Annotated in this window: 20 protein-coding genes; 12 read left to right on the top strand and 8 right to left on the bottom strand. The window is 62.5% G+C overall.

Annotation, left to right across the window (positions count from 1 at the left end; genetic code table 11):
• Window positions 1–69 precede the first annotated feature (69 nt).
• Complete coding sequence (locus tag ACGJAX_RS26470; RefSeq protein WP_390956732.1) at window positions 70–1,449, bottom strand: DUF1329 domain-containing protein; 1,380 nt, start codon at window positions 1,447–1,449, stop codon at window positions 70–72.
• A gap of 23 nt (window positions 1,450–1,472) precedes the next feature.
• Window positions 1,473–3,050: a DUF1302 family protein gene (locus ACGJAX_RS26465; RefSeq protein ID WP_390956731.1), complete on the bottom strand. Its 1,578-nt coding sequence runs from the start codon at window positions 3,048–3,050 to the stop codon at window positions 1,473–1,475.
• A 265-nt stretch (window positions 3,051–3,315) separates the two neighbouring features.
• Between ACGJAX_RS26465 and ACGJAX_RS26460 the strand changes: the two genes are divergently transcribed.
• A complete protein-coding gene (locus ACGJAX_RS26460; protein WP_390956730.1) occupies window positions 3,316–5,058 on the top strand; it encodes an FAD-binding protein in 1,743 nt (580 codons plus the stop codon).
• A complete protein-coding gene (locus tag ACGJAX_RS26455) occupies window positions 5,055–5,933 on the top strand; it encodes an SDR family NAD(P)-dependent oxidoreductase (protein ID WP_390956729.1) in 879 nt (292 codons plus the stop codon). The genes ACGJAX_RS26460 and ACGJAX_RS26455 overlap by 4 nt, the downstream gene beginning before the upstream one ends.
• A 311-nt stretch (window positions 5,934–6,244) precedes the next feature.
• Here the strand turns inward: ACGJAX_RS26455 and ACGJAX_RS26450 are convergent, their stop codons facing one another.
• From ACGJAX_RS26450 to ACGJAX_RS26425, 6 genes are all read right to left on the bottom strand, one after another.
• Complete coding sequence (locus ACGJAX_RS26450) at window positions 6,245–7,825, bottom strand: FadD3 family acyl-CoA ligase (RefSeq protein ID WP_390956728.1); 1,581 nt, start codon at window positions 7,823–7,825, stop codon at window positions 6,245–6,247.
• 74 nt (window positions 7,826–7,899) lie between these two features.
• Window positions 7,900–8,646 carry an SDR family NAD(P)-dependent oxidoreductase gene (locus ACGJAX_RS26445; protein WP_247256257.1) on the bottom strand — a complete coding sequence of 249 codons (747 nt, stop codon included), beginning with the start codon at window positions 8,644–8,646 and terminating at the stop codon, window positions 7,900–7,902.
• A gap of 229 nt (window positions 8,647–8,875) precedes the next feature.
• Window positions 8,876–9,958, bottom strand: coding sequence for a 2Fe-2S iron-sulfur cluster-binding protein (locus ACGJAX_RS26440; RefSeq protein ID WP_390956727.1), 1,083 nt, complete (start codon window positions 9,956–9,958; stop codon window positions 8,876–8,878).
• A gap of 13 nt (window positions 9,959–9,971) precedes the next feature.
• Window positions 9,972–10,727, bottom strand: a complete 756-nt coding sequence (locus ACGJAX_RS26435) for a glucose 1-dehydrogenase (protein WP_390956726.1) — start codon at window positions 10,725–10,727, stop codon at window positions 9,972–9,974.
• Window positions 10,715–12,394: an FAD-binding protein gene (locus ACGJAX_RS26430; RefSeq protein ID WP_390956725.1), complete on the bottom strand. Its 1,680-nt coding sequence runs from the start codon at window positions 12,392–12,394 to the stop codon at window positions 10,715–10,717. Before ACGJAX_RS26430 ends, ACGJAX_RS26435 begins: the two co-directional genes overlap by 13 nt.
• Before the next feature lie 9 nt (window positions 12,395–12,403).
• Entirely contained in the window at window positions 12,404–12,919 is a 516-nt protein-coding gene (locus ACGJAX_RS26425) for a flavin reductase (RefSeq protein WP_390956724.1), read from the bottom strand.
• A gap of 770 nt (window positions 12,920–13,689) precedes the next feature.
• Between ACGJAX_RS26425 and ACGJAX_RS26420 the strand changes: the two genes are divergently transcribed.
• The 10 genes from ACGJAX_RS26420 (at window position 13,690) to ACGJAX_RS26375 (ending at window position 23,994) form a co-directional block, all read left to right on the top strand.
• Entirely contained in the window at window positions 13,690–14,874 is a 1,185-nt protein-coding gene (locus ACGJAX_RS26420; RefSeq protein WP_390956723.1) for a flavin-dependent monooxygenase, read from the top strand.
• Between the two features lie 124 nt (window positions 14,875–14,998).
• The gene (locus ACGJAX_RS26415) at window positions 14,999–16,120 is read left to right on the top strand and encodes an LLM class flavin-dependent oxidoreductase (protein WP_247256251.1); all 1,122 of its coding nucleotides are present in this window, start codon (window positions 14,999–15,001) and stop codon (window positions 16,118–16,120) included.
• A gap of 739 nt (window positions 16,121–16,859) precedes the next feature.
• Complete coding sequence (locus tag ACGJAX_RS26410; RefSeq protein ID WP_390956722.1) at window positions 16,860–17,222, top strand: DUF6124 family protein; 363 nt, start codon at window positions 16,860–16,862, stop codon at window positions 17,220–17,222.
• Between the two features lie 256 nt (window positions 17,223–17,478).
• Window positions 17,479–18,369: a VOC family protein gene (locus tag ACGJAX_RS26405; protein WP_390956721.1), complete on the top strand. Its 891-nt coding sequence runs from the start codon at window positions 17,479–17,481 to the stop codon at window positions 18,367–18,369.
• Window positions 18,370–18,380: 11 nt separating this feature from the next.
• Window positions 18,381–19,262, top strand: coding sequence for a CoA-transferase (locus ACGJAX_RS26400; RefSeq protein WP_390956720.1), 882 nt, complete (start codon window positions 18,381–18,383; stop codon window positions 19,260–19,262).
• Between the two features lie 12 nt (window positions 19,263–19,274).
• Complete coding sequence (locus ACGJAX_RS26395; protein WP_390956719.1) at window positions 19,275–20,063, top strand: CoA-transferase subunit beta; 789 nt, start codon at window positions 19,275–19,277, stop codon at window positions 20,061–20,063.
• 25 nt (window positions 20,064–20,088) lie between these two features.
• On the top strand, window positions 20,089–20,961 hold the full coding sequence (locus ACGJAX_RS26390; protein WP_390956718.1) for an enoyl-CoA hydratase: 873 nt from the start codon (window positions 20,089–20,091) through the stop codon (window positions 20,959–20,961).
• A gap of 2 nt (window positions 20,962–20,963) precedes the next feature.
• The gene (locus ACGJAX_RS26385; RefSeq protein WP_390956717.1) at window positions 20,964–22,031 is read left to right on the top strand and encodes a nitronate monooxygenase; all 1,068 of its coding nucleotides are present in this window, start codon (window positions 20,964–20,966) and stop codon (window positions 22,029–22,031) included.
• 30 nt (window positions 22,032–22,061) lie between these two features.
• Window positions 22,062–22,817 (top strand): enoyl-CoA hydratase family protein, encoded by a 756-nt coding sequence (locus ACGJAX_RS26380; protein WP_390956716.1) that lies wholly within the window; start codon window positions 22,062–22,064, stop codon window positions 22,815–22,817.
• 10 nt (window positions 22,818–22,827) lie between these two features.
• On the top strand, window positions 22,828–23,994 hold the full coding sequence (locus ACGJAX_RS26375; RefSeq protein WP_390959999.1) for an acyl-CoA dehydrogenase family protein: 1,167 nt from the start codon (window positions 22,828–22,830) through the stop codon (window positions 23,992–23,994).
• The last annotated feature ends 8 nt before the right edge of the window (window positions 23,995–24,002 follow it).

Genomic DNA, 24,002 nt, shown 5'->3' with positions numbered 1-24,002 from the left:
GTTTCCGTCAGTTGAATCGAGAGAAAGCACAAAGCCCCGACCGATCGAATCGGTCGAGGCCTTGAGGGTTTAGCGGGTGCCGAGTTTGCGCAGGTTGCCGGGGGTGAATTCGTCTTCGGTGAAGGCGGTGGCATTGAGCTTGGCGGGTTTTTGATCGACCAGCATACGGTCAACCAGATACGAACCGGCGATCAGGTCATGGTAGATGCCGAGGCGAGCATGGTAGCGCTGCATCTCGTAGGCGTAGATCGAGGTTTGCATGTTGGTGCGCCAGAGCACGCCGCGACTGTCGTAGTTGTCCGCCAGGGTCGCCGCCCAGGAGTCCTCGTCCAGGTACAGCACGCGCTTGGCGTAAACGTGTCGGGCACCTTCCTTGAGGGTGGCTTGCAGAACCCACACGCGATGTTTTTCATAGCGCATGTATTGCGGATCGACGTGGCCGGTGGTGGCCAGGATCTGGTCGGTGCTCACGCTCGGATCGTCGATCTTGTAGTTGTGGTACGGAATGTAGATTTCTTTTTTACCGAGGATGGTCCAGTTGTAGCGATCCGGTGCGCCGTTGAACAAGCGGTCTTCGTCGTACACACGGAAACCACCGGCACCGCTTGGCGAGTCATAGCCCACGGTCGGCGCGCGACGGACGCGACGTTGTCCCGGGCTGTACTGCCAGGCCTGACGCGGCGAGGCGGTCGGGTTGATGAACTCGTGACCGACGACGATCTCGCCTTTCTTGCGCACCGGTTCAAGCGTGGTGATCAGGAAGTTGGTGAGGATACCGTTGGCGCTTTCCAGGGTTTTGTCCGGGCTGGACCAGATCGAGAAGATCTTGTAGTTGACCTGTTCGAGCACCCGTTCCTTGTTGGAGTAGACCACCGCCTGCCCGTAGTTGGCCTCTTCGGTGTTGGCGCGCCCGGCCAGCGTGTGGTTGAACATCAGTTCGCTGCCGTTCTTCGGAATCGGGAATGGCGAGGCGCCCCAGGCGTTCTGTGTGTCGTTGTTGTCATTGGCCAGTTCGGCACTGACCGCGTTTTTCTTGACCAGGTCTTCCAGGCGTTGATCGAAGCGGAAGTCCCGATGGCTTGGATAGACCGGGATATTGAACGTTTCGGGATAGCGTTTGAGCAGCGCTTTCTGGCCGTCGGTCAGGTTGTCGGCGTACTTGTCCATGTTCTTGGCATTGATCACGAACAATGGTTTTTCCGCGGCGTACGGGTCCGGGTAGGGCGTGCCGGGGCCGGCGTATTTGAGCTGCGGTGGCAGGCCGCGCCATTTGCCGGTCCAGGCCGGGATGCTGCCGTCGGCGTTGCCGGCCTTTTCGGCGCCCATCGGCGTCAGGTCCTGGCCCAGGCGAGCGGCTTCTTCGGGGCTGACCCTGGCGTGGACCAGGCCACTGCCGAGCAGGCCGACGGTCAATGCCGTGGTCAATAATGTTTGGGTGAATCTGGACATGCTGTGCTCCTCCGACAGGGGAATCAGAACCGGTACTTGAAGTTGAGTGCGACGTTGTCGCGGTCGGCCAGCGGACTGTTGTTGGCGTTGCCCAGATAGGCGTTGTATCGGGCTTCGACGGTGAAGTTGCCCAGGTAACGCCACGAACTGCCGATGCTCGCGCGGTTGTCGTTCTGGCCTGTGTTGATCGAGCCCACCAGCGAGCTGTCACCGTGGGCCGCAGCGCTGAAAGTGACCGGCACCGACATGTCCCAACCGCTGAATACGTTGTTGTAATCAAAGTTCGCTTGAACCGTGTAGCCCCAGGCATCGCGGTCGTAGACCAGGCTGTCGGTGCCCGGCAACGTGAAGCCGGGGGCCAGGGTCACCGGCTGCGACTTGTCGTTGCTGATCACGGTGTTGTAGACCAGCTCACCGGTCAGGGTGGTGTTGTCCGCCCAGGACGTCGGGCCGACCACGTAGATCATCGACGTCTGCGCCTGCATGGTTTTGCCGCGCACCGGGCTGGAGAAGCCGTTGTTGACCATCACCGGAGAACCGTCGCGGTAGCTGACCTCACCGGCCCAGCTCACGCTGCCCAGCACGGTGGAAAAACTCGCGCCGTACAAGTCGATATTGTCGAAGTAGCGCACCTGGTAGTGGCCCAGGTTCGACGCGAAATCCAGCGACGGGGTCTTGTCGTGGTAACGCGAGTAGTAAATGCCGAACTCGGTGTTGTTCAGCGACTCGGCGGCGTAGGTGAACGCCAGGCCGTACTGGCCGCTGTCACTGGGTTTGTCGTCCTTGAGGCGAGTGACGAAGCCGGAAGCGTCGTTGAAACCACCTTCGTCGATAAAGTCGGTGGTGGAGAAGTAACTGCCCACGCCGAACAGTTGAGTCTTCTCCCACTTGTATTGGTAGTAGGCCTGCACATCCAGGCTGTCAGTCAGGCTGTACTGAGTGAACAGCTGGCCGACGGGCAACAGGATCTCCTTCACCTCAACGCCGGGCGTGGTCGCCTTGGTCGCATCCACCGGGCTCTGCGCCGCGGAGATGCCAGGGTAGAACAGACTTTCACCCCAGCTCACCACCTGGTTGCCCAGGCGCGCGTTGAGGGCGTGGCCACTCATGTCCCAGGTGCCGTAGGCGTAGTAATCGAGCATGCGCAGTTCGTTGCGATGCTGGTCGATGGTGTCCTGGGAGAAGTGGTCTGGCTGGCTGCAATGCCCCCCCGCAAAGCAGTTCGAGGTGCCGGTATTGTTGTCGTTGCTCTGATCGTAGACGTTGTCATAAAAGCCTGTCGCCCGGACGAACACGCCATAGTCGTCTTGCCATTTGATGTTGGCTTCGGTGAGGAAACCACTGCGGTTGTTGATCAGGCTGCCCTTGGCGAACGCGTTATCGCCGTCGTTGCCGTTGGCATTGGCCGTCAGTTTGTGATCGCGGGACTCGGCCCGCCAGGCCAGGCTGTATGTCAGCGTGGTGTCCCAGTCGATGCTCATATCCTCGTTCGGCTGGAAGCTCATGGCGTTGACGTGAGCGCTCAGTCCACCAGCCAGCAACAACAAAGCCAGCTGTACGCGAGTGTGCTGTGTTGGTGGGGCGATTATTGTTTTTATCATGTCGTCCTCATGCCCAGGTCAGACCTGCCTGACCTGCATTTGCGGGGGGTTATTGGTGCTGTGGGCGACTATGGAGTCACGACTTGCGCGCAACATCGTCCAAGCGGACTAAGCGATTTGCAGGGGAGGGCGGTTACCGTCGCCTTAGTCCCAACGGACGATGAACACCCGGCGTGCGCGGCGAACAATCCCGAGACCGACTGCACCGGGCGAAGATCTGGCGGCGGCGGATTCTGCCTGATGGGCGCTGAACAAGGGTGATCGCATGAACGCTGCCGGGATCAAGTGGGACGAATGCTGTGATGTGCTGGTGATTGGCTCCGGAGCAGGGGGAATGACCGCTGCACTGCGCGCCCATGACCTGGGTCTCAATGCGCTGTTGATCGAGAAGAGTGGTGAATACGGCGGTACCTCGGCGGTGTCCGGCGGTGGTATCTGGATCCCCGACAACCATCGGATCAAGGCGCTTGGCGGCAGCGATTCGGCGGCTGAAGCGATTGCCTATATCCGTGCGGTGACCCATGGCGAGATCGATGACGGACGCATCGAGGCTTACGTCGAACATGGTCGCGAGATGGTCGAATACCTCGAACGCCAGACGCGGGTGCGTTTCGAGGCACAAGCGCGTTACGCCGATTACTACCCGGAAGTCGAGGGTGGCAAGCCGGGCTATCGCTCCATGGACCCGCAACCGTTCGATGCCGCCGAACTGGGCGAAGAATTCCTGCGCATGCGCGCGCCGTCCCCCGGCACCCTGATGATGGGGCGCATGGCGATGACCATGAAAGAAGCCCAGGTGCTGCTGTGTCGCGGGCCCGGCTGGCTGCGCCTGACCTTGCGGGTGATGTGGCGTTACTGGCGTGATCGTGAGGGCCGGCGTTTGTCGCGCCGCGATCGCTACCTGACGCTGGGTAATGCCTTGATCGGCGCCTTGCGTTGCTCGCTGCAGGATCGCGGCAAGTCGCTGTGGCTCAACTGTTCGCTGGAAGAGCTGTTGCTGGTCGGTGACCGGGTGGGCGGCGCACGGGTCAATCGCAATGGTCAATGGCTCAACGTCAAGGCGCGCTGCGGGGTGATCATCGCCGCCGGTGGCTTCGAGCGTAATCAGGCGATGCGCGCCCAGTACCTGCCGCAGCCGTCGCGTGCCGACTGGAGTGCCACGCCGCCGCACAACACCGGCGACGGTATCCGTGCCGGCCAGGCCATTGGCGCGCGCACGGCATTGATGGAGCACAGTTGGTGGGCGCCGACCACCCACGTCCAGGGCGAAGAAAAACAGCGTGCAATGTTTGTCGAACGGACCTTGCCGGGGTGTGTGCTGGTCAACAGCGCCGGCGAGCGTTTCGTCAACGAAGCCGCGCCCTATACCGATATCGTTTATGCGATGTACGCCAACAATCGCGAAGGCGCAGCGAGCGTGCCGTGCTGGATGGTGTTCGACGCCGAGTTCCGCCGCAAATATCCCTGTGGCGCGTTGTTGCCGGGGTATGCACAGCGTGACTGGCAATTACCAGCGCATCTGCGCGAGTACTTCCACAAGGCCGACAGCCTGCAGGGATTGGCGGCGAAGATCGGCGTCGATGGCGGCGGATTGGTGCGCACCGTGCAGCGCTTCAATGCCATGGCGGTGCAGGGTGTCGACGAAGATTTCCATAAGGGTGAATCGCTGTTTGATCGTTATTACGGCGACCCGAACGTACAGCCCAATCCGTGCCTGGCGCCGTTGCTCAAAGGGCCGTTCTATGCGGTACGCATCGATGCCGGGGACATTGGGACCAAGGGCGGTTTGTTGACCGATGTGCATGCCCGCGTGCTGCATGAGGACGGCCAGCCCATCAAGGGCCTGTATGCCATCGGCAACAGCGCCGCATCGATGATGGGCCGCACCTATCCGGGTGCCGGTTCGACCATCGGCCCGGCCATGACCTTCGGGTACCTGGCGGCCAACCACATCAAGCGCCAGAGCGAGACGGCTTCGGCCAAAAGCGTGTTCGGGAGTGTCGAATGAACAGTCAACGTCAACAGGTGGCGGTGGTCACCGGGGCCAGTCGCGGGGTTGGCCAGGGCATTGCCCTTGCGCTGGGGGCCAAGGGCATGACGGTGTATGTCACCGGCCGCGCCCCGGAGCACGGTGGGTCGAATGTGTACGGCCATGCGCTGCGTGGCTCGCTGGAAGACACCGCCGCCGCGATCACGGCCGCTGGCGGGCGTGGTATCGCGGTGGTGTGTGACCATGCCGATGACGTGCAGGTGCAGGCGTTGTTTGCGCAGGTCGAACAGGAATGTGGACACCTGGACCTGCTGGTGAACAACGCGGCGTACATCCATGACCAACTGATCGAACCGGGCCCGTTCTGGGCCAAGCCTTTGGCGTTGGTGCGCATTCTTGATGTCGGGCTGCGCTCGGCTTACATCGCCAGCTACTATGCCGCGCCTTTGTTGCTGCGCAGTGCCCAGGGGCTGATCTGTTTCACCTCTTCATTCGGTGCCGGTTGCTACATGCACGGTCCCGCGTACGGTGCGCAAAAGGCCGGAGTCGATAAGCTGGCGGCGGACATGGCGATCGATTTCGAAGGGCAGGGCGTGGCGGCGTTGTCGCTGTGGCTCGGCCCGCAACTGACCGAGCGCACGAAAATCGCCGGCGAGCAGCACGGTGAGCAATACCAGGCTTTTCTCGCCGATGCCGAAACCCCGCAATTCAATGGCCGGGTGATTCATGCCTTGCTCAATGACCCGCAGTTGATGACGTTGTCCGGGCAGACGTTGATCACTGCGGAGATAGCGCCCGGTTATGGCATCAGTGAAGCCGAGGGTCGTCAGCCACCTTCACACCGCGCCCTGCTGGGGGAACCGCGCCGGCAGCATCCGGCGCGGGTGGTTTAGCCGACATAAACATCCCTCTGCAGGAGCTGGCTTGTCGGGTGGCCGCATCGCTGCGAAGGCGTCGGCACAGTTAATATCACTGGCGCCTGACACACCGCTTTCGCTGGCAAGCCAGCTCCTACGGATTTTTTTAGGTGGCCTCGGATTCCGCCTGCAACCACAAACCCTGTGGGAGCTGGCTTGCCAGCGAAGACGGCATCAGCTTCAACAACATGGGTGCCTGACACACCGCCATCGCGAGCAGGCTCCCTCGCCACAGGTACAGTGTTCGTCCTTATCTGAACAGCATTGCGCTCCTACAGGGACTGCGTTCAACTGACCGGCTGCAACGCCCATTCGCGCAATACATTCTTCGTCACTTTCCCCGCTGCGTTGAGCGGCATGCTTTCGAGTACCTGCACCCGGCGCGGGACTTTGTAGTTGGCCATCTGCTCACGGCACCAGGCGAGGAACCGGGCCTGCTCGATCTCGACGCCCGGTGCTGGCAGCAAAAACGCCATCGCTACTTCACCGAGGCGCTCATCGGGAATGCCGATGACCGCCGCCTGGGCCACGCCCGGATAGGTCAGCACGCATTGCTCGATCTCCGCCGGATACACATTGAATCCGCCCGTGATGAACATGTCCTTGAGGCGATCGGTGATGCGCAGGTATCCCTGTTCATCGAGCATGCCGATGTCACCCGTGTGCAGCCAGCCGTCGGTGTCGAGCGTCGCCTGGCTGGCCTGCGGATCATTGAAATAGCCCTTCATCAGGTTGTAGCCACGCACCTGGACTTCGCCCGCAACGTTCGCCGGTTGGCTGCGACCCTGACTGTCGACGCAGCGGATTTCCACCCCGGGCATGGCCCGGCCACTGGTGTTGGCGACCAGCTCAGCGGCGTCGCCCGGGCGGCAAATGCTGGCAAAACCGCAGACTTCGGTCAGGCCATACGCGGTGACGATGGTGGCAAATCCCAATTCCTCGCGCATGCGCTGAATCATCTCCACCGGAATCGCCGCCGCGCCGGTCACCGCCACTCGTAATGAGCTCAAATCGAAGTCGCTACGTCGCGGATGGGCCAGTAGCGATTGATACAGCGTCGGAGGTCCGGGCAGCACGGTGATGCGCTCACGCTGGACGCATTCGAGCACCGTCTGCACATCGAACACCTGCTGCGGCAGGATGGTGCAACCGCGCATCAGCGCCGCCAGCCATCCGGCCTTATAGCCGAAGGAGTGGAAGAACGGATTGACGATCAGGTAGCGATCGCCTTCGCGCAAGCCGACGATTTCGCTCCAGTCGCGCACGATTTGCAGGTTCTGCCCGTGACCAGTCATCACCCCTTTGGGTTTGCCGGTGGTACCCGAGGTGAACAGCACATCGGACAAGGCCTGCGGGCCGACCTGTTGTTCGCGGGTACGCAGGGCCAATTGCGGCAGGTCCGCCGCCAGCTCAAGAAAGGTTTCCCAACCCAGGGTGCCGGCACTTGCACCGCGCAAGGTGACGATGTGGCGCAGGTCGGGCAGGTCTTCAGCGGCCAGCATGCCGGGGTAATCGGCGCCGAGAAATTCGCCGATGGCAAATAAAACGCAGGCGCCGCTTTCGCGCAGGATGTAGCCGGCCTCGCTGCCTTTCATCCGGGTGTTGAGTGGCACCAGCGCGGCGCCGACACTTTGCAGCGCACCGGCGGCGACAATCCATTCCCACACGTTGGGCGCCCAGATCGCCACCCTGTCCCCGACTTGAACCTCCAGTGCCAGCAAAGCGCGGGCGGCTTGCCGGCGCAATTGGTCAAGTTGTCGGTAGCTGATGACTCGGCCCGCATCCTCGATGGCGGGGCGGTCGCCGTAGGCCTGGGCAGCGTTGGCGAACAGTTGAGCGATGGTCAGTGCGGTGGCGACAGGCGGCATGGGGCCTCCCCGGTTAGAAGACAGATACGAAAAAGAGGGAGTGGGCCGGGCAGGGCGCCCGGCCGGGTAGCGAATTACTGGGCGGGCGGGGCGAAGCGACGGCCGGCGGAGAAACCGCCGTCCACGGCGATCATCTGGCCGCTGACGAACGACGCGTCGTCGGATGCCAGGAACAGCGCGGCGCTGGCCACTTCTTCCGGTTGCCCGGAACGACTGAGCATGTGTTGCGAGGCGAAGAAGGCGTGAAACGCTTCGTGCTCGCGGACCATGCTGGTCATCGGCGTTTCGATCAGGCCCGGGCACAGGCCGTTGACGCGCACATTGGCGTGGCCGTAGTCGATGGCCATCGAGCGGGTCAGCTGGTTGATGCCGCCCTTGGCGACGTTGTAGGCGACGTTGTTGTCGCAGGCTTGCAGGCCAAAGATCGAACCAATGTTGATGATCGAACCACTGCGCTGCGAGACCATCGACGCCACCGCGTATTTGCTGGTAAGCATGCTGCCGGTCAGGTTGATGTCCATCACCCGTTGCCAGTTGGCGGTGGTGGTCTGGGTCACGCTGCCCTGGTCGGCGACGCCGGCGGCATTGACCAGCACATCGATGCGCCCGAAGCGGCTGATGACTTCCTGCATGACCTGCTGCACCTGGGCTTCATCGCGCACATCCAGGGTCATGAATAAACCGGGGAAGTCCGCCGGTGCGCTGCCGATGTCCAGCCCGACCACTTGCGCGCCTTCGGCGGCGAAGCGGCGCACGCAGGCCAGGCCGATCCCCGAAGCGCCGCCGGTGACCACCGCGACCTTGTTCTGCAAACGAGCCATAACTGCACCTCTTTTATTGTTGTGGACTAATGCTGGCCGAGTCTAACTGCTGACCGTGGCGCAGTGATCGTCCAATGAGACTAAGCACCCGATCTGCCGTCTGACACCGATCAACTGTAGGAGCGAGCCTGCTCGCGAAAAACGTCCGGGCACCGCGTTCATTCAGACAGTGCGCGTCATCGTTGACGTCCATCGCTAGCAGGCTAGCTCCTACGTGGGATACGTAGCTTCAGTCAGGGAATTTCAGGCGTACCCGGGCACCTGTCGGGCGGCTCTGGCAGGCCAGTGTCCACCCGTCGGCCAGCTCTTTCGGGGTCAGCACATCGTTGCGCGCCAACCGGACCTCTCCTTCCTTCACGACGCACATGCAGGCCCCACAAAAGCCTTCTTCACAAGACGACGGCACGTCCAGGCCCGCTGCCTTACAGCTTTGCAGCAAGGTATCACCGGGCTGGCAGACGACTTCGTGTTGCTGGCCATCGAGTTCGACGATCAGCGCTTCGCACCGGGAATCCATGGCAGCGGCGCGGGCGAGGGCTTCTTCGGCGAGCAGTTCGTCCGGATCCGGTGGCGAGACGAAGCGCTCGACATGAATGCGTTCGGCGGCTTCGCCCAGTGCCAGCAGCGTGCGCTCCACGGTGTCCATGAACGGTCCCGGCCCGCAGATGAAGTAGTCGCCTCCGGCCGATCCGTGCAGCAAATGACGGACCTGGTGGTCCGTCAGGAAACCCTGCACCGAATCGAGGATGTGCACCACGTGCAGTTGATCAGGATGCGCCTTGATCAACTCACGCAGTTCGTCCTTGAAAATCACCGAGGTTTCATCGCGGTTGGCGTAGATCAACCGGATCGGCCGCCGACTGCTGTGCAGTACCGACTTGAGAATGGAAAACACCGGGGTGATGCCTGAACCACCGCCGAACAAGACCAGGGGGCTGTCGGTGTCTGCCTGCGGGTCGAGGCAGAACAGCCCGGCCGGAGGCAATACCTCCAGCCAGTCGCCGACCTGAACCTCATTCATCCAGTTCGACACCCGGCCGCCCTCGACCCGCTTGACCGTGACCTTGGGCAGTGCATCGGCCAGCGGCGAGCTGGCCATGGAGTAGCAGCGGGTCAACAGTTTGCCGGCGCAGGGTACGCGAAAACTCAGGAACTGGCCCGGTTTGTAGCAAAAGCGCTCACGCAAGGTGGGCGGGATATCCAGCACCAGCGAGCGCGCGTCAGCGGTCTCGTCGATCACCGCGCACACTTGCAGCATGACGCTTCCCGTCGTCGATTCAGCTGGGGTCAGGTTCTGTTGTTGCGTGCCCATGTTCACCTCTACCTCAGAGCCCGCTGATCAGTTGCGCGTTGTCGACACGGATCTCGGCGCCGTTGACGAAGCGTGACTCGTCCGTGGCCAGGAACAGCACCACGTTGGCAATGTCCCGAGGCGCGCACATGCGGTTCATCGGGTCCTGGTCAAGGGCTTCCTGAGGAATCGGCTGACCGCCCGCCAGGGCCTGGGTCATCGGCGTATTCACACCGTCCGGGTGCACGCTGTTGCAACGAATGCGATAGCCCTGTTGCTTGCAGTGCAAGGCGATGGAGCGGGTCATCGCCGCCACCGCGCCCTTGGATGCCGAGTAGGCGCAGAACATCGGCATCGCGCCCAGGGCCGCCACGGACGACATGTTGATGATCGAGCCGCCGCCGGTTTCCTTCATCGCCTGGATGGCGTATTTGCAACCGAGGAAGTAACCGTCACCGTTGATTTTCTGCACCTTCTGCCACAGCTCCAGCGTGGTGTCTTCGATGCTGCCCAAGGCCAGGATCGCGGCATTGTTGACCAGCACGTCGAGGCGGCCGAAGTGTTCCACGGTGGTTTTGACTACGTGTTGCCAGTCGCTTTCGCTGGCGATGTCGTGACGGATGAACAGCGCATTAGCGCCGATTTTCGCAGCGGCCTGGCGGCCGGCTTCTTCATTGAGGTCGGTCAATACCACTTTGGCGCCTTCGCGGGCCAGCAGCAGGGCGTCTTCGCGACCGATGCCGCTGGCGGCGCCGGTGATGATGCAGACTTTGCCTTCTACACGTTGCATTGTTGTTCTCCTGATCGTGCGGTTTGAAGTGCGACTTGGTCGGCCACGTGGGCGGCAGCCCGGCGACCGGAATAGATGCAATCGGCCAGTGACAGGCCGGAGACATACAGATTGGAGGCGATACCCACCGCGTTGCGGCCGGCGCTGTACAGGCCTCGAATCGGCACGCCGGCAGGGTCCAGCACCCGGCCACTGCGTTCGCAGACTTTCAGTCCGCCGAGGGTGATGACCGGGCAAGGGAAGAGTTTGCTGTCGAAAGAAAGATCGAGGGCGTACCACGGGCCCTGGTCGAGATCGGCGAGCATCGCTGGGGATTTGCCGAATTCGTCGGCGATGTCACCGCGTGCGGCGCGGCTATAGCGCTCGACGCTCTGGCGCAGCAGTTCGGGCGGCAGGTTGCAGCGTTTGGCCAGTCCGCCGAGGCTTTTGCTGCGCCTGGCGTTAAACAGCAGGTTGAGTAGCACTGGCAGACGCTGGAAATTCCAGACTTTGCCGGGGCCGACCTGACGGAGTGCTTCACGAACCAATGCTCGATTGAGAATCAGAATGGCGCGGCCGTCCTGTGCTTCCACCATGGCGTGGCCGAGGGTCGCGCCGTAGATTTCTTCGTTGGCGTACCGCTGGCCGCGAGCGTTGACGATCATTCCCCTGGCCCAAGCCAGCGGCGGGTTGATAAAGCGCCAGGCGCTGATCTTGTCCATCCGCGCCACGCTGCCACCCGCGCTCTGGCCCAGGGCAATGCCGCTGCCGTTGCAGCCGGTGGTGCCCAACGGCAAGCCCGCCAGGTATTGCGGTGCATGCTGGCGCACCAGATCGCGATTGAAAATGAAGCCACCACTGCTGAGCAATACGCCCTGTTCGGCGCGAATCAACAGGCGTTCGGCGCTGGCTTGCTCGATGCGGCGCTGTCGGGCGCGCAAACGATCGGCCAGGGCCGGGGCGTACATATGAAGGGCGCTGGCCCAGCGTGACAGTCGCGCATGTTGGCGTGCGGCCCGGCTGCCCGGCGGTAGCTGCCAGGCTTCGACGCCGAGCACCTGGTCGCGGGTGTCGAGCACCAGTCGCCGCACTTCGCACTGAGTGCGTAAGCGTGCACCGTGGCGCAAGGCGCTGGCCTTGAGCGGGGCGAACAGGCTGGCGCCGGACATGCCCGGACCTTTGGTGCGATGACCGCGCGGTGCCGGTTTGGCGTGCGCGGCATAGTCCGGCACGGCTTCGTTGCCGGAGTAATAGAGGTAGAACCGGTCGCTCGGGTACGAGGTCTTGTGCGGCAGGACGCTGGCTTCAAACGCAACGCCCTGACGTTCGAGCCAGGCCAGTTGCTCGCAGCTGCCGGCGCAGAAATCCTTGAGTGTCTGGCTGCTGACGGCTTCCCCGACTTCCTGACGCAGGTAATTGAACATGGCTTCGTCGGTATCGTCGTAGCCCGCCTGACGCTGGTACGGGGTGCCACCACCGGCATACACCACGCCGCCACTGAGTGCTGTCGCGCCACCTCCTTCGAAGCGATCCAGCGCCAGCACCGCCAGGCCACGGCTGGCCGCTTCGATGGCGGCACAGGCACCGGCACCGCCGAAACCGACGACCAGCAAGTCGCAACGGTCATTCCACGGCAACTGCTCGGCGCTGTTCACTCGCAACGCCGTCAACCCGTTCAGGCCTTCCATGTTCGGGCCTCAGCCGGCGACAGCGAAGGAGGGGGCGGGTTTGGCGGTGGTGGTGTAGCTGCCGTCGAGGTAGACCAGCGGGGTGATGGCTTCACTGGTGTGGATTTGCAGGATGCGCCCGATGAATACGGTGTGGGTGCCGTAGCTGAAGTGGCCGTCCTGGCGGCAGAGGATCGCTGATTGCGCGTCGCCCAGGTATGGAATGCCGCCGGGGCTGGTCAGCCAGTTGCCACGGTCGAAGCGTGCTTCGCCCTTGATCGCGCCGCTGCACAGGTGGGCCAGGTCCTGTTGTTCGACGCCGAGGATGTTGACGCAGAAGTCGGCGCCGGTGGCCAATGCGGCGTGGGGCGAGGCGGTCTTGTTGACGCAGATCAGCAGCGATGGGGGTTCGGTGCTGAGGGAGTCGACGGCCGTGGCGGCCATGGCGAATCGTTCGGAGCCGTTGCTGGTGCTGATTATGGTGACTGACTTGGCCAGGCGGCGCATGGCCTGGAGCATGTCGGCTTTGAGGTTGGCGTCGTTCATCGCACTGGGCCTTTTTTGTTGGGGGGGAGTGCGGTGGATTCTTGCTCTGGGTTGTTTGGGGGGCATCGTCCGAGGGGACTAGTTGGCCTTTGGCCTTTGGCCTTGGCGGCCTTTGGGCCGACCAGGTTTTGGGGTGGTTGGGTACATATCCGTTGCTGCGGTGATGGCGGCTGGCGGTTTCGCCCTTACGGCGACTTACTTTTTTTTCAAACGCCAAAAAAAAGATAAGCAAAAAAAGGCTCGCCCCGAGCGTCCGGCCCCTCGCTAAGGCTCGGCGTTCCTTCGCTGCGGTATTCATCCGGGGACACTGCCCTCCGGTCGGCTTCGCTTCGACCTACATGCAGCGTGTTCGACTGCGTCGAACGGCGCTGCGCGCCACTCCCCGGATGAACACCTCCACTCAGCCTCCCGAAGGGGCGGGTAGATCAAGATCAAGAGCTGCAGGCGAGCTAACGCTCGGCCTGATGAGTGGTGAGGAGCGGGTGGGTGTACGCCGTCGTGCTTTTCTGAGCTGGCTTGTCGGGGCGCCGCATCGCAGCGATGGCGGCCTGCCAGCCGACCAATCACTTGCAGATGTGCCCAATCCCCTGTGGGAGCGAGCCTGCTCGCGAAGGCGATCTGCCAGGCAACGCAATTCTCCAACCCCACATGGTCCGTTTGAGGGATGTCCACCACTGCGTGCATTGCTTGAATGCCAGGGTAGGGGCGCTACACCCGCCCCGCTGCACGCGCGCCCCGGCGGATGGGGTGAACAAAGGAGAACAATAAAAATGCTCAACCAAGACCTGATTCGCCAGCGTCTGAGCCAACGTGCCCGCGAGCTGGTGCCGATCCTGTGTGAACGCGCTCTCAATGCCGCGCAAGCCGGGCAGTTGCCTGAAGAAACCTTGAAGGATTTCCAGGACGCCGGGTTCTTTCGCATCCTGCAGCCGTCTCGCTGGGAAGGCTATGAACTGGAGCCCAAGGATTTCTTTGACGTGCAGATGACCCTGGCCGAAGGCTGCATGTCCTCGGCCTGGGTGCTCGGCGTGGTGGCGATTCACAACTGGCAGCTGGCGCTGTTCGATGATCGTGCGGCGCAGGACGTCTGGGGCGACGACTCCAGCGTGTTGATCTCGTCTTCCTACATGCCCGTGGGCAAGGTCGAGCGGGTCGAGGGGGGATTCAAGTTGAGTGGGCGCTGGGGGTTTTCTTCCGGTAGCAAGCATTGCGACTGGGTGTTCCTCGGCGCGCTGGTGCCGCCGCAAGAGGCGGGCGGGGCGCCGGATTACCGGACCTTCCTGGTGCCGCGCAGCGACTATCAGATACTCGACAACTGGAATGTGATGGGCCTGGAAGCCACCGGTTCCCACGACATTCTGGTGGAGAACGCTTTCGTTCCCGAGTACCGCACCCACCGCGCGCTCGACGGTTTCATGCAGAGCAGCCCGGGCAATGCGGTGAACACCGCGCCGCTGTTCCGCTTGCCGTTCGGGCAGATTTTCGTGCGTGCCGTGTCGTCTTCGGCCATTGGCGCCTTGCAGGGGGCGGTGGATCAGTTTGTCGAGCACAACCGCGCGCGGGTCGGGGTCAACGACGGGCGCAAAATGGTCCAGGACCCGGCCGCGCAGTCGGCGCTGGCCAATGCCATGGTGTGCGTCGATGAGTGCAAGACCGTGCTGTACCGTAACTTCGCCTTGATGCTGGAGCGCGCACAGAAGGGCGAGCCGTTGAGCCTGCCCGAGCGGGTGAAGATGCGGTACGACTCGGCGCTGGTGGCCGACAAATGTGCCAGGGCGGTCGGTGATCTGATGTTCAACAGCGGCGCTTCGACCATCTTCCGCAGTCATCCGATCAACCGGGCCTTCCGCGACATCCACACCGGTCGCGCCCACGTCGCCAACAGCCCGGCCAAGTACGCCTGGAACCTGGGCGGCGTGAGCATGGGGCAGGACAGCAACGACTTTTTCCTCTGACCCATGCGTACAAATCAGCTAGTCCGTTTGCGTGATTCGAGCGCCCCGTCGATGCATGAGCATTGACGGCAAGGCGAAGGTCTACGGCGCCGACTGCGCATCCAAATAAGCACAAGGATCAACCATGAAATTTTCCCTGATTTACGAAGCCCAGACGGTGGACTCCAGCCGTGAAGGCGACCGCAAGATTTTCCAGGACACCGTTGAGCAAGCGGTGCTGGCCGACAAGCTTGGCTTCGACACCTTCTGGTGCGTGGAGCACACGGCCCTGAGCAACTACTCGCACATGTCGGCACCGGAAACCATGCTGGCCTTCGTCGCCGGTAAAACCGAACGCATCGGCATCGGTCACGGTGTGGTCTGCCTGCCGCCGGCGATGAACCATCCGGTAAAAGTCGCCGAGCGCATCGCTACCCTCGACCTGCTGTCCAAGGGGCGCGTGCACTTCGGCGTCGGCAAGGGCGGTACCCAGCAGGAGGCCGGCACTTTCGGCTATGACCTGGCGACCCTGCAGCCGCAGATCGACGAGATGATGTACCTGATCCCGAAAATGTTCGTGCAGGATGAAATCGAGCACAACGGCGACTTCGTGCAGATCCCGAAACGTCCGATCCATCCCAAGCCATATCAAGACCCTCACCCGCCGATGTACCTGGCGTGCACCAACACCGAGTCACTGAAAAATGCCGGCGGTCGTGGCATGGGCGCGTTGGTGCTTGGCTTCGGTGGCCCGGAAGAAATCGCCAAGAAGGTCGAGGTCTATCACGAGGCGTTTGATCATCGTGACGAGAAAAAGCAGGTGGGCTTCCGCCCCAACCGTCACATCGCCGCGCTGTGCCCGGCCATCGTGCTGGAAGACAACGCAGAAGCGCGCCGCATCGGCATTCGTGGCCAGCGTTATTTCATGGAATCCCTGGGCTACTGGTACGGCGGTGGCGAGCGTCCGGACCCGGAGAAGTGGAAGGACGACACCTTCGTCGATGGCAACGGCCAGGCCGTGATCAAGTCGCGCTTCGCCTCCGAAGAAGTCAGCGTCGACTTTTCCGACCCGACCATGGCCATGATGAACCCCAACCACGCCTACGGCACGGTCGAGGACTGCATCAACTATGTGCAGCGCCTGATCGACGCCGGTGCCGACGAAATCCTGTTCATCTGCCAGATGGGCACCGTGCCGCAGTGGGCGCAGCTGGAGACCTTGAAGAACATCGGCGAGAAGGTGATTCCGCATTTCCGTAAGGCGTGATGGTTGACGCTAAACGCATGAACACCGCATGCCCCTGTGGGAGCGAGCCTGCTCGCGATGAGGTCGGCACATTCAGCATCAATGGTGCCTGACCCATCGCCATCGCGAGCAGGCTCGCTCCCACAGTTTGATTGCATTCCAGGCCTGGCATGGACGTCAGGCCCACTTTCCAGCGGGTCCCCAAGGCCCGTTTTTTTATGCTTGCGAATAAGGCATTGAACACCCCACACCCCTTGTAGGAGCGAGCCTGCTCGCGATGAACCGGAGTACGCCGCGGGGTGTCAGGCTTTCAGCGTTATCGTTGGCGACCATCGTCGGAACGCCGCCCGAAGCAGGCTCGCTCCTACAGGTTATTGCGTAAGTTCGCACCACCGATTTGGCCTTTGAATAGAACCTGTTTAACGGCTGTCAGTGTTACTTGATGAAAGCCACAACGCCTTGCGTCGTTGCCTACAGGTACGCCAGAATCCGCCGGCTTGTGCGCCTTGGTCCCCCTCGGTAACTTGATTCGCGTCACTGCTCATCAGTGATCGGGTTTAGTCGCCCGTTGTGACACGAAGCGCATTTGCATCCCAAACAGTCAGGTCATTTCATGTCCTGCACTTCATGGTAGCTGTGCGCAGGGCGCCTTCGGGCGCGCCGGTTTCGTGCTCCGCCGGTCGACTAACCTGCGTACAGCTGCCACCCCTCTTGTTTAGTCGCAAGTAGGTGACGGCTCCACATTTTGGAGCATTCAATCATGGTCAAACCTTCACCCAATCCGCCAGACACCGATCCGGCATCCCCCTACGAAAGCCCCGATTCCAAAAAACTCAACGAAGCCGCCGAACGCGCCCTCGACTACCACTTCCCCTCGACCGCCGACATCAAGGCCACTCCTCGAACCATCTGCACCCTGTTTACCGTAGACCCAGAGGCTACGACCGAAACCCTGATGACTTACCTGTTGGAAACGCTGGCCTCGGTGGATGTGATGGTGCATCAGCTGGTGGATCATCTGCAGGGCGGTGACCGCAATGCGCTGTTGGGCATTTCCAATAGCGTGATGCTCGCGGAGATCACGGCGAACCGGGTGCTGGATCAAATCGAACCGGCAACATAAACCCACAACACCGCTGACCCCCTGTGGGAGCGAGCCTGCTCGCGATAGCGATTTAAATTCAACATCGATGTCGAATGTTGTGGCCCCATCGCGAGCAGGCTCGCTCCCACAGTTTTTTGCGTGTACTCCATCAAATCCGCTAGTCCCATTGGACGATGTTGCCCCTCGCCGAACCCGTTTGAATAGGCCCACATAAAGTCTCCCCACGGCACCCGCCGAAGGGCGGCACGGCCTGAGCAAAACGAGGAGTGCATCCATGGATATCCGTGGTCTGGGTTACGTCACCCTGTTGTCCAGCGACCTGGCGCAATGGCGTCATTACGCGAGCCAGGTGCTGGGCATGATGGTCAGCGGCGACGATGAGCGTTTGTACCTGAAAATGGACGAGCGTCATTACCGCGTGCTGGTGCAGAAAAACGCCGAAAACGGCTTCGGTGCCTGCGGCTGGGAAGTGCCCGGCAAGGCGGCCCTGGAACAGGCGGTCAGCGAGCTGCAACAGGCCGACGTGCAAGTGACTCGTGGCACCACCGCCGAAGCCGAGCTGCGCAAGGTCCAGGAACTGGTGCACTTCAGCGACCCGGACGGCAACCGTCACGAAATCTTCTGGGGCCCGCTGCAAGACTTCGCCCGTTTTGTCTCGCCGGTCGGCGTCAAAGGGTTCGTCACCAACGACCTCGGCATGGGCCATGTGGTGCTGCCGGCACCCGCCTTCGAGCGCTGCCGCGATTTCTACGAGCAGGTGATGGGTTTCGGCCTGTCGGACCTGATGAAAGTGCGCTTTACCCCGGACCCGGCCGAGCCGCAAAAACGCATTCACTTCCTGCACTGCAACAACGGCCGTCACCACTCGCTGGCGATTTTCGAGTGCCCGATGCCCCATGGCTGCGTGCACATGATGGTCGAGGTCAATGCGCTGGATGAAGTCGGCCGTGCCCTGGACCGCGTGCACGCCAACGGTGTGAAGCTGTCGGCCACCCTCGGCCAGCACACCAACGATCAAATGATTTCTTTCTACATCAAGACCCCGTCCGGGTTTGACCTGGAGTACGGCTGCGATGGCCTGGTGGTCGACTGGGATCGCCACACGCCGTTCGAAAGCACCGTGGTCAGTCACTGGGGCCACGACTTCAGTGTCGGTCGCCAATGAGGAACATGACGATGGACAAGCAAATGACCACAGCCGAGATTGTCGGCCAACTGCGCGACGGCATGACCATCGGCATCGGTGGCTGGGGCCCGCGCCGCAAGCCGATGGCTCTGGTGCGCGAGATCCTGCGCTCGGACCTCAAGGATCTGACGGTTGTTGCATACGGGGGGGCGGACGTGGGCATGCTCTGCGCGGCCGGCAAGATCAGGAAACTGGTGTTCGCCTTTGTCTCGCTCGACTTCATTCCACTGGAGCCTTACTTCCGCAAGGCGCGCCAGGAAGCGGCGCTGGAGGTGATGGAAATCGACGAAGGCATGTTGCTGCTGGGCCTTCGCGCCGCAGCGATGAACGTGCCTTTTATTCCGACCGCAGTCGGGTTGGGCACCGATGTCCTGCGCCACAACCGGCAGATCAAGTTGATCGCCTCGCCCTATGCCGATGGCAAGGACTGGGTGGCGATGCCGGCGCTCAAACTCGATGCGGCGCTGGTGCACGTCGACCGTGCCGACAAACGCGGCGTGTGCCAGATCAGCGGCCCCGATCACTACATGGACGACCTGTTCGTGCGCGCCGCGACCCACAGCTACGTGACCTGCGATGAACTGGTCGACAGCGACTGCTTCCACCAGGACAGCGCCCACGCGCATCAAGTTTTCTGGGAACGCAACCTGACCACCGCCGTGGCCCACGTGCCGGGCGGGGCACATCCGTCGTCCTGTGCGCCGTTGTACGGTTTCGACGTCGCGCACTTCAAGACCTACAACGCTTCGGCGCAGGCCGTCGATGGCTGGCAGAACTATGTCCGCGACTACATCGACTGCAACCACGAACAGTACCTGGACAAGGTCGGCGGCCTGGCTGCGATCCGCCAACTGCCATTGCCGATTTTCTGAGGGAGCCTTGCGATGAGCACTACCACTTACAGCCTCGCCGAACTGATGATCTGCGCTGCCTCCGAAGCCTGGCGCGACGACGGCGAAGTATTGGCCAGCGGCATCGGCGTGATCCCCCGCCTGGCCGCATCGCTGGCGATGCAGACCAGTAACCCGCAGCTGCTGATGACCGACTCCGAAGCCTACATGGTCGCCGAACCGGTGCCTTTGGGCGCGCGCAATGGCTACGAACCCAAGCGCGACTGCTGGATGGGTTTTTCGCGGATTTTCGACAACGTCTGGGGCGGCAAGCGCCACGCGTTGGTGGGCCCGACCCAGATCGACCGCTTCGGCCAGGCGAACATTTCCTGCATCGGCGACTACGCCAAACCCAAGGCGCAGATGCTCGGGGTGCGCGGTTTTCCCGGCAACTCGATCAGTCATGCCAACTCGTTTTGCGTCCCCAGCCACAACCGTCGGGTGTTCGTCGAAGGCGAGGTCGATATGGTCGCCTCGGTCGGCTACAACCCGGCCCGCCTGGCCCGGGGCTGGTCGCTGGACGACATCGATATCCGCCTGATCATCACCGACCTCTGCGTGCTGGATTTCCAGGGGCCCTTTCGGCAGATGCGCCTTCGTTCGCTGCACCCCGGCGTGACCGTGGCCCAGGTCCAGGACAACACCGGATTCGAGTTGCACGTCCCGCAGGATTGCCCGACCACGGCGGCGCCGACGGTCGAGCAGTTGCAACTGATCCAGCGCCTGGACCCGCACAACCTGCGTGCCTTGCAGCTAAAAGACAACCCGCCAGGCCAACGCTGAGCGCCACCCGTTTCGGAGAAAAGTGATGGCTGAACATAACGACAAGAACGAGGCCGAGGTGGTGCTATACGAGGTGCGCGGCGCGGTGGCCCTGGTCACCATGAATCGCCCCGAGTACCACAACGCGCAGAACTCGCAGATGACCTATGCGCTGGACGCGGCGTTTCGCCGGGCCTGCGACGACGATGAGGTGAAGGTCATCGTCTTGCGTGGCGCCGGCAAGCATTTCTCCGCCGGACACGACATCGGCACCCCGGGCCGTGACGTCGACAAGACCTTCGACCGGGCCAGCCTGTGGTACGACCATGTGAACAAACCGGGCGGCGAGTTTCTGTATGCCCGGGAGCAGGAAGTCTATCTGGGCATGTGTCGGCGCTGGCGGGAAATGCCCAAGCCGACCATCGCCATGGTCCAGGGTGCATGCATTGCCGGTGGGCTGATGCTGGCCTGGGTCTGTGACCTGATCGTCGCCAGCGAGGATGCTTATTTCGCCGACCCGGTGGTGCGCATGGGCATTCCCGGGGTCGAGTATTTCGCCCATGTGCACGAATTGAACCCGCGCATCGCCAAGGAGTTTCTGTTCCTGGGTGAGCGCATGTCGGCACCGCGCGCCTATCAGATGGGCATGCTCAACCGGGTAGTGGCCCGTGATGAGCTGGAGCAACAGACCCTCGACATCGCCGGGCGCATCGCGCAAATGCCGCGCCTGGGCCTGCAATTGAGCAAGCAAGCGGTGAACAACGCCGAAGACCTGATGGGCAAGCGCGCGACCATGGACATGGTGTTCGGCCTGCATCACTTCGCCCATGCCCACAATGAACTGGTGTCCGGTGACCGCCTCGGTGGCTACGACGCCAAGGCCATGGCCAGTTCCCAGCGCAAGACGGGCGAGGCGTGAGCATGGCGATTTCGTTGAATACCCGTTTGACCGAACTGCTCGGTTGCCGCTACCCGATCATCCAGACCGCCATGGGCTGGGTTGCCGACCCGAAACTGGTGGCGGCCACGGGCAATGCCGGCGGCTTCGGTTTTCTCGCCGGGGCGACCATCGAGCCGCAGCAGATGGAAGCGGCGATCCTCGAAACCCAACGCCTGACCGATCAGCCGTTCGGTGTGAACTTCCATATGTACCAGGCCAACGCCGGCGAGATTGTCGAACTGGTGTTGCGCCATAAAGTCCGGGCGGTGAGTTACAGCCGTTCGCCGGGCAAGCAGATGATCAGCCGCTTGAAGGACGCCGGGGTGGTGTGCATCCCCACGGTCGGCGCCCTCAAGCATGCGCAGAAAGCCGTGGAAATGGGTGCCGACGCGGTGACCGTGCAGGGCGGCGAGGGCGGCGGGCATACCGGATCGGTGCCGACCTCGATGCTGCTCGATCAAGTGGTCAGCGCGGTCTCGGTGCCGGTGGTGGCGGCGGGTGGCTTCAAGGACGGCAGGGGTTTGGTCTCGGCCCTGGCCTATGGTGCCGAAGGCATTGCCATGGGCACGCGCTTCTTGATGTGCGCTGACAGCCCGGTGCCCCAGGCGACCCTGGCGCGTTACCTGGCGGTCAAGGACCCGGCAGCGATCATCGTCAGCCGCGCCATCGACGGCATGCCGCAGCGGATGATCCGCAACGAATTGCTCAACCAGCTGGAAAACAGCGGTGGCCTCAAGCGCTTGCTGCTGGCGGTGCAAAGTGGCCTGGCGTATCGCCGCCACACCGGCATGAGTCTTGGCCAGTTGCTCGGCAGCGCCTTGAAGATGCGCGGCGCCGGGGAGCTGACCGCCGCGCAAAGCATCATGGCCGCTAACGCGCCGATGGTGATCCAGAAAGCCATGGTCGACGGGCAACCGGCCGCCGGGGTGTTGCCCGCCGGGCAGATCGCCGCCTCCATCGACAGCTTGCCCAGTTGCGCCCAATTGATTGAACAGATCGTCCAGAACGCCGAAGCGCGCCTGGGCGAGCTGTGTCGCCGTGTGTCGTGAAGGGGCCATGCATTGTGAAGGAAGGAAACCATGAAACCATTTAGCGTCAGCATCGAAAACGGCATAGCCGAACTGGTGTTCAACCGGCCACCGGTCAACGCCTTCAACAACCAGGGCTGGGCCGATATCGCCAGCGAGATCGAGAGCCTGGGCCGTAACAGCGACGTGCGGGTGATCGTGATTCGTGCCGAGGGGCGCGGCTTCTGCGCTGGCGTCGATATCAAGGAACTGGCCGCCGACGGCAACCTGATCGTCGCCGTCAACAAGGGCAACTACGACAGCTTCAAGGCCATTCACCGCAACCCGAAACCGGTGATTGTCGCGGTGCACGGATTTGTTCTGGGGGGCGGCATCGGCATTTGCGGGGCTGCCGACATCATCGTTGCTTCCGAGTGCGCCACCTTCGGTGTACCGGAAGTCGATCGTGGGGCCATGGGCGGCGGTGCGCATTTGCAGCGGCTGTTCCCTGTGCAGAAGGTCCGGCACATGTACTTCACCGGCGAGCCGATCGATGCCGCCGAGGCTTATCGCCTGGGCGCGGTGGAGCGTGTGGTCAAGCGCGAAGACTTGCGTGAAGCCGCCTTGCAGATCGCCCGCACCATCGCCGCCAAGAGCCCGGGCATGATCGGCCTGGCCAAGGAAGCATTGACTGGCATCGAAGACGGCAACCTCGAAGACAAATACCGCTGGGAGCAGGGCTTCACCCTTGAAGCCTATCGCTCGCTGGACTCTCAGGAAGCACGCGACTCGTTCGTCGAGAAACGCGATGCCCGATTCAACGGCTGAAGGCACTTTCATGGACCTGACCTATACCCCGGCCCAGCAGGCCTTTCGCGCCGAAGCGCGGACCTGGCTGGCCGCCAACGTACCCGCCGAACCGCTGCAATCGTTCGACACTGAACAAGGTTTTGCCGAGCACCGCGCCTGGGAAGCCAGGCTCAACGAAGGCCGTTGGGGCATGGTGACCTGGCCGACCGAACTCGGCGGCCGTGGCTGCGACTTGATCGAATGGCTGATTTTCGAGGAGGAATACTACCGCTCCGGTGCGCCCGCTCGCGTTAACCAGAACGGTATCTTCCTGCTCGGCCCGACCCTGATGGAGTACGGCAGCGAAGCGCAAAAGGCGCGCTTTCTGCCGCGCATGGCCACCGGCGAAGACATCTGGGCCCAAGGCTGGTCGGAGCCAGGTGCCGGTTCCGATATGGCGGCGATTCGCTCGAAGGCCGAGCGGGTCGGCGACCACTACGTTATCAACGGCCAGAAAACCTGGTCGACCCGTGCGGTGTGGGCCGACTGGGTGTTCGGCATCTTCCGCACCGACCCGCAGTCCCAGCGCCATCACGGCCTGACCTTTATTCTGCTGCCGCTGGACACGCCGGGCATCACCGTGCGGCCGATCCCGCAGCTCAATGGCTTGCCGGGGTTCGCCGAGATTTTCTTCGACGACGTCAAGGTACCGGTGGAGAACGCCTTGGGTGGCGAGGGCATGGGCTGGCACGTGGCGATGTCCACCGCCGGTTTCGAGCGCGGCTTGCTGCTGCGTTCGCCCGCGCGCTTCCAGGAAACCGCCAGGCGCCTGGTGCAGTTGTACCAGGCCCATCGCGAGCAGGCCGACCGCGACCCGGCGATCGGCGAGGCCGTGATGCGCGCCTGGCTGGACGCCGAGGCCTACACCTTGAGCACTTACATGACCGCCTCGCAACTGGTGCAGGGCGGCAAGATCGGGCCGGAATCCTCGACCAACAAAATCTTCTGGTCGGAGCTCGATCAGCGCATGCACGACACGGCCATGAGCATTCTCGGCCTGCGCGGCGAGTTGCTGCCCCAAGCCCCGGCGGCCGGTGATGTCGGCCATTGGCTGGACGGTTTCCTGTTTGCCCAGGCCGGGCCGATCTACGCCGGCACCAACGAGATCCAGCGCAACATCATTGCCGAACGCATGCTCGGCATGCCGCGTGCCTGAGGAATAGA

It is taken from the genome of Pseudomonas moorei (genome assembly GCF_042846945.1).
Lineage (GTDB): Bacteria > Pseudomonadota > Gammaproteobacteria > Pseudomonadales > Pseudomonadaceae > Aquipseudomonas > Aquipseudomonas moorei.
This window is presented reverse-complemented; position numbering and strand designations above follow the sequence as displayed.

Coding starts and splice junctions, on each gene's coding strand:
- ACGJAX_RS26405 (WP_390956721.1), top strand. CDS start 17,479: ATGGATATCCGTGGTCTGGGTTACGTCACCCTGTTGTCCAGCGACCTG.
- ACGJAX_RS26420 (WP_390956723.1), top strand. CDS start 13,690: ATGCTCAACCAAGACCTGATTCGCCAGCGTCTGAGCCAACGTGCCCGC.
- ACGJAX_RS26435 (WP_390956726.1), bottom strand. CDS start 10,727: ATGCAACGTGTAGAAGGCAAAGTCTGCATCATCACCGGCGCCGCCAGC.
- ACGJAX_RS26415 (WP_247256251.1), top strand. CDS start 14,999: ATGAAATTTTCCCTGATTTACGAAGCCCAGACGGTGGACTCCAGCCGT.
- ACGJAX_RS26440 (WP_390956727.1), bottom strand. CDS start 9,958: ATGGGCACGCAACAACAGAACCTGACCCCAGCTGAATCGACGACGGGA.
- ACGJAX_RS26395 (WP_390956719.1), top strand. CDS start 19,275: ATGAGCACTACCACTTACAGCCTCGCCGAACTGATGATCTGCGCTGCC.
- ACGJAX_RS26470 (WP_390956732.1), bottom strand. CDS start 1,449: ATGTCCAGATTCACCCAAACATTATTGACCACGGCATTGACCGTCGGC.
- ACGJAX_RS26385 (WP_390956717.1), top strand. CDS start 20,964: ATGGCGATTTCGTTGAATACCCGTTTGACCGAACTGCTCGGTTGCCGC.
- ACGJAX_RS26380 (WP_390956716.1), top strand. CDS start 22,062: ATGAAACCATTTAGCGTCAGCATCGAAAACGGCATAGCCGAACTGGTG.
- ACGJAX_RS26375 (WP_390959999.1), top strand. CDS start 22,828: ATGGACCTGACCTATACCCCGGCCCAGCAGGCCTTTCGCGCCGAAGCG.
- ACGJAX_RS26400 (WP_390956720.1), top strand. CDS start 18,381: ATGGACAAGCAAATGACCACAGCCGAGATTGTCGGCCAACTGCGCGAC.
- ACGJAX_RS26390 (WP_390956718.1), top strand. CDS start 20,089: ATGGCTGAACATAACGACAAGAACGAGGCCGAGGTGGTGCTATACGAG.
- ACGJAX_RS26445 (WP_247256257.1), bottom strand. CDS start 8,646: ATGGCTCGTTTGCAGAACAAGGTCGCGGTGGTCACCGGCGGCGCTTCG.
- ACGJAX_RS26430 (WP_390956725.1), bottom strand. CDS start 12,394: ATGGAAGGCCTGAACGGGTTGACGGCGTTGCGAGTGAACAGCGCCGAG.
- ACGJAX_RS26410 (WP_390956722.1), top strand. CDS start 16,860: ATGGTCAAACCTTCACCCAATCCGCCAGACACCGATCCGGCATCCCCC.
- ACGJAX_RS26465 (WP_390956731.1), bottom strand. CDS start 3,050: ATGATAAAAACAATAATCGCCCCACCAACACAGCACACTCGCGTACAG.
- ACGJAX_RS26455 (WP_390956729.1), top strand. CDS start 5,055: ATGAACAGTCAACGTCAACAGGTGGCGGTGGTCACCGGGGCCAGTCGC.
- ACGJAX_RS26450 (WP_390956728.1), bottom strand. CDS start 7,825: ATGCCGCCTGTCGCCACCGCACTGACCATCGCTCAACTGTTCGCCAAC.
- ACGJAX_RS26425 (WP_390956724.1), bottom strand. CDS start 12,919: ATGAACGACGCCAACCTCAAAGCCGACATGCTCCAGGCCATGCGCCGC.
- ACGJAX_RS26460 (WP_390956730.1), top strand. CDS start 3,316: ATGAACGCTGCCGGGATCAAGTGGGACGAATGCTGTGATGTGCTGGTG.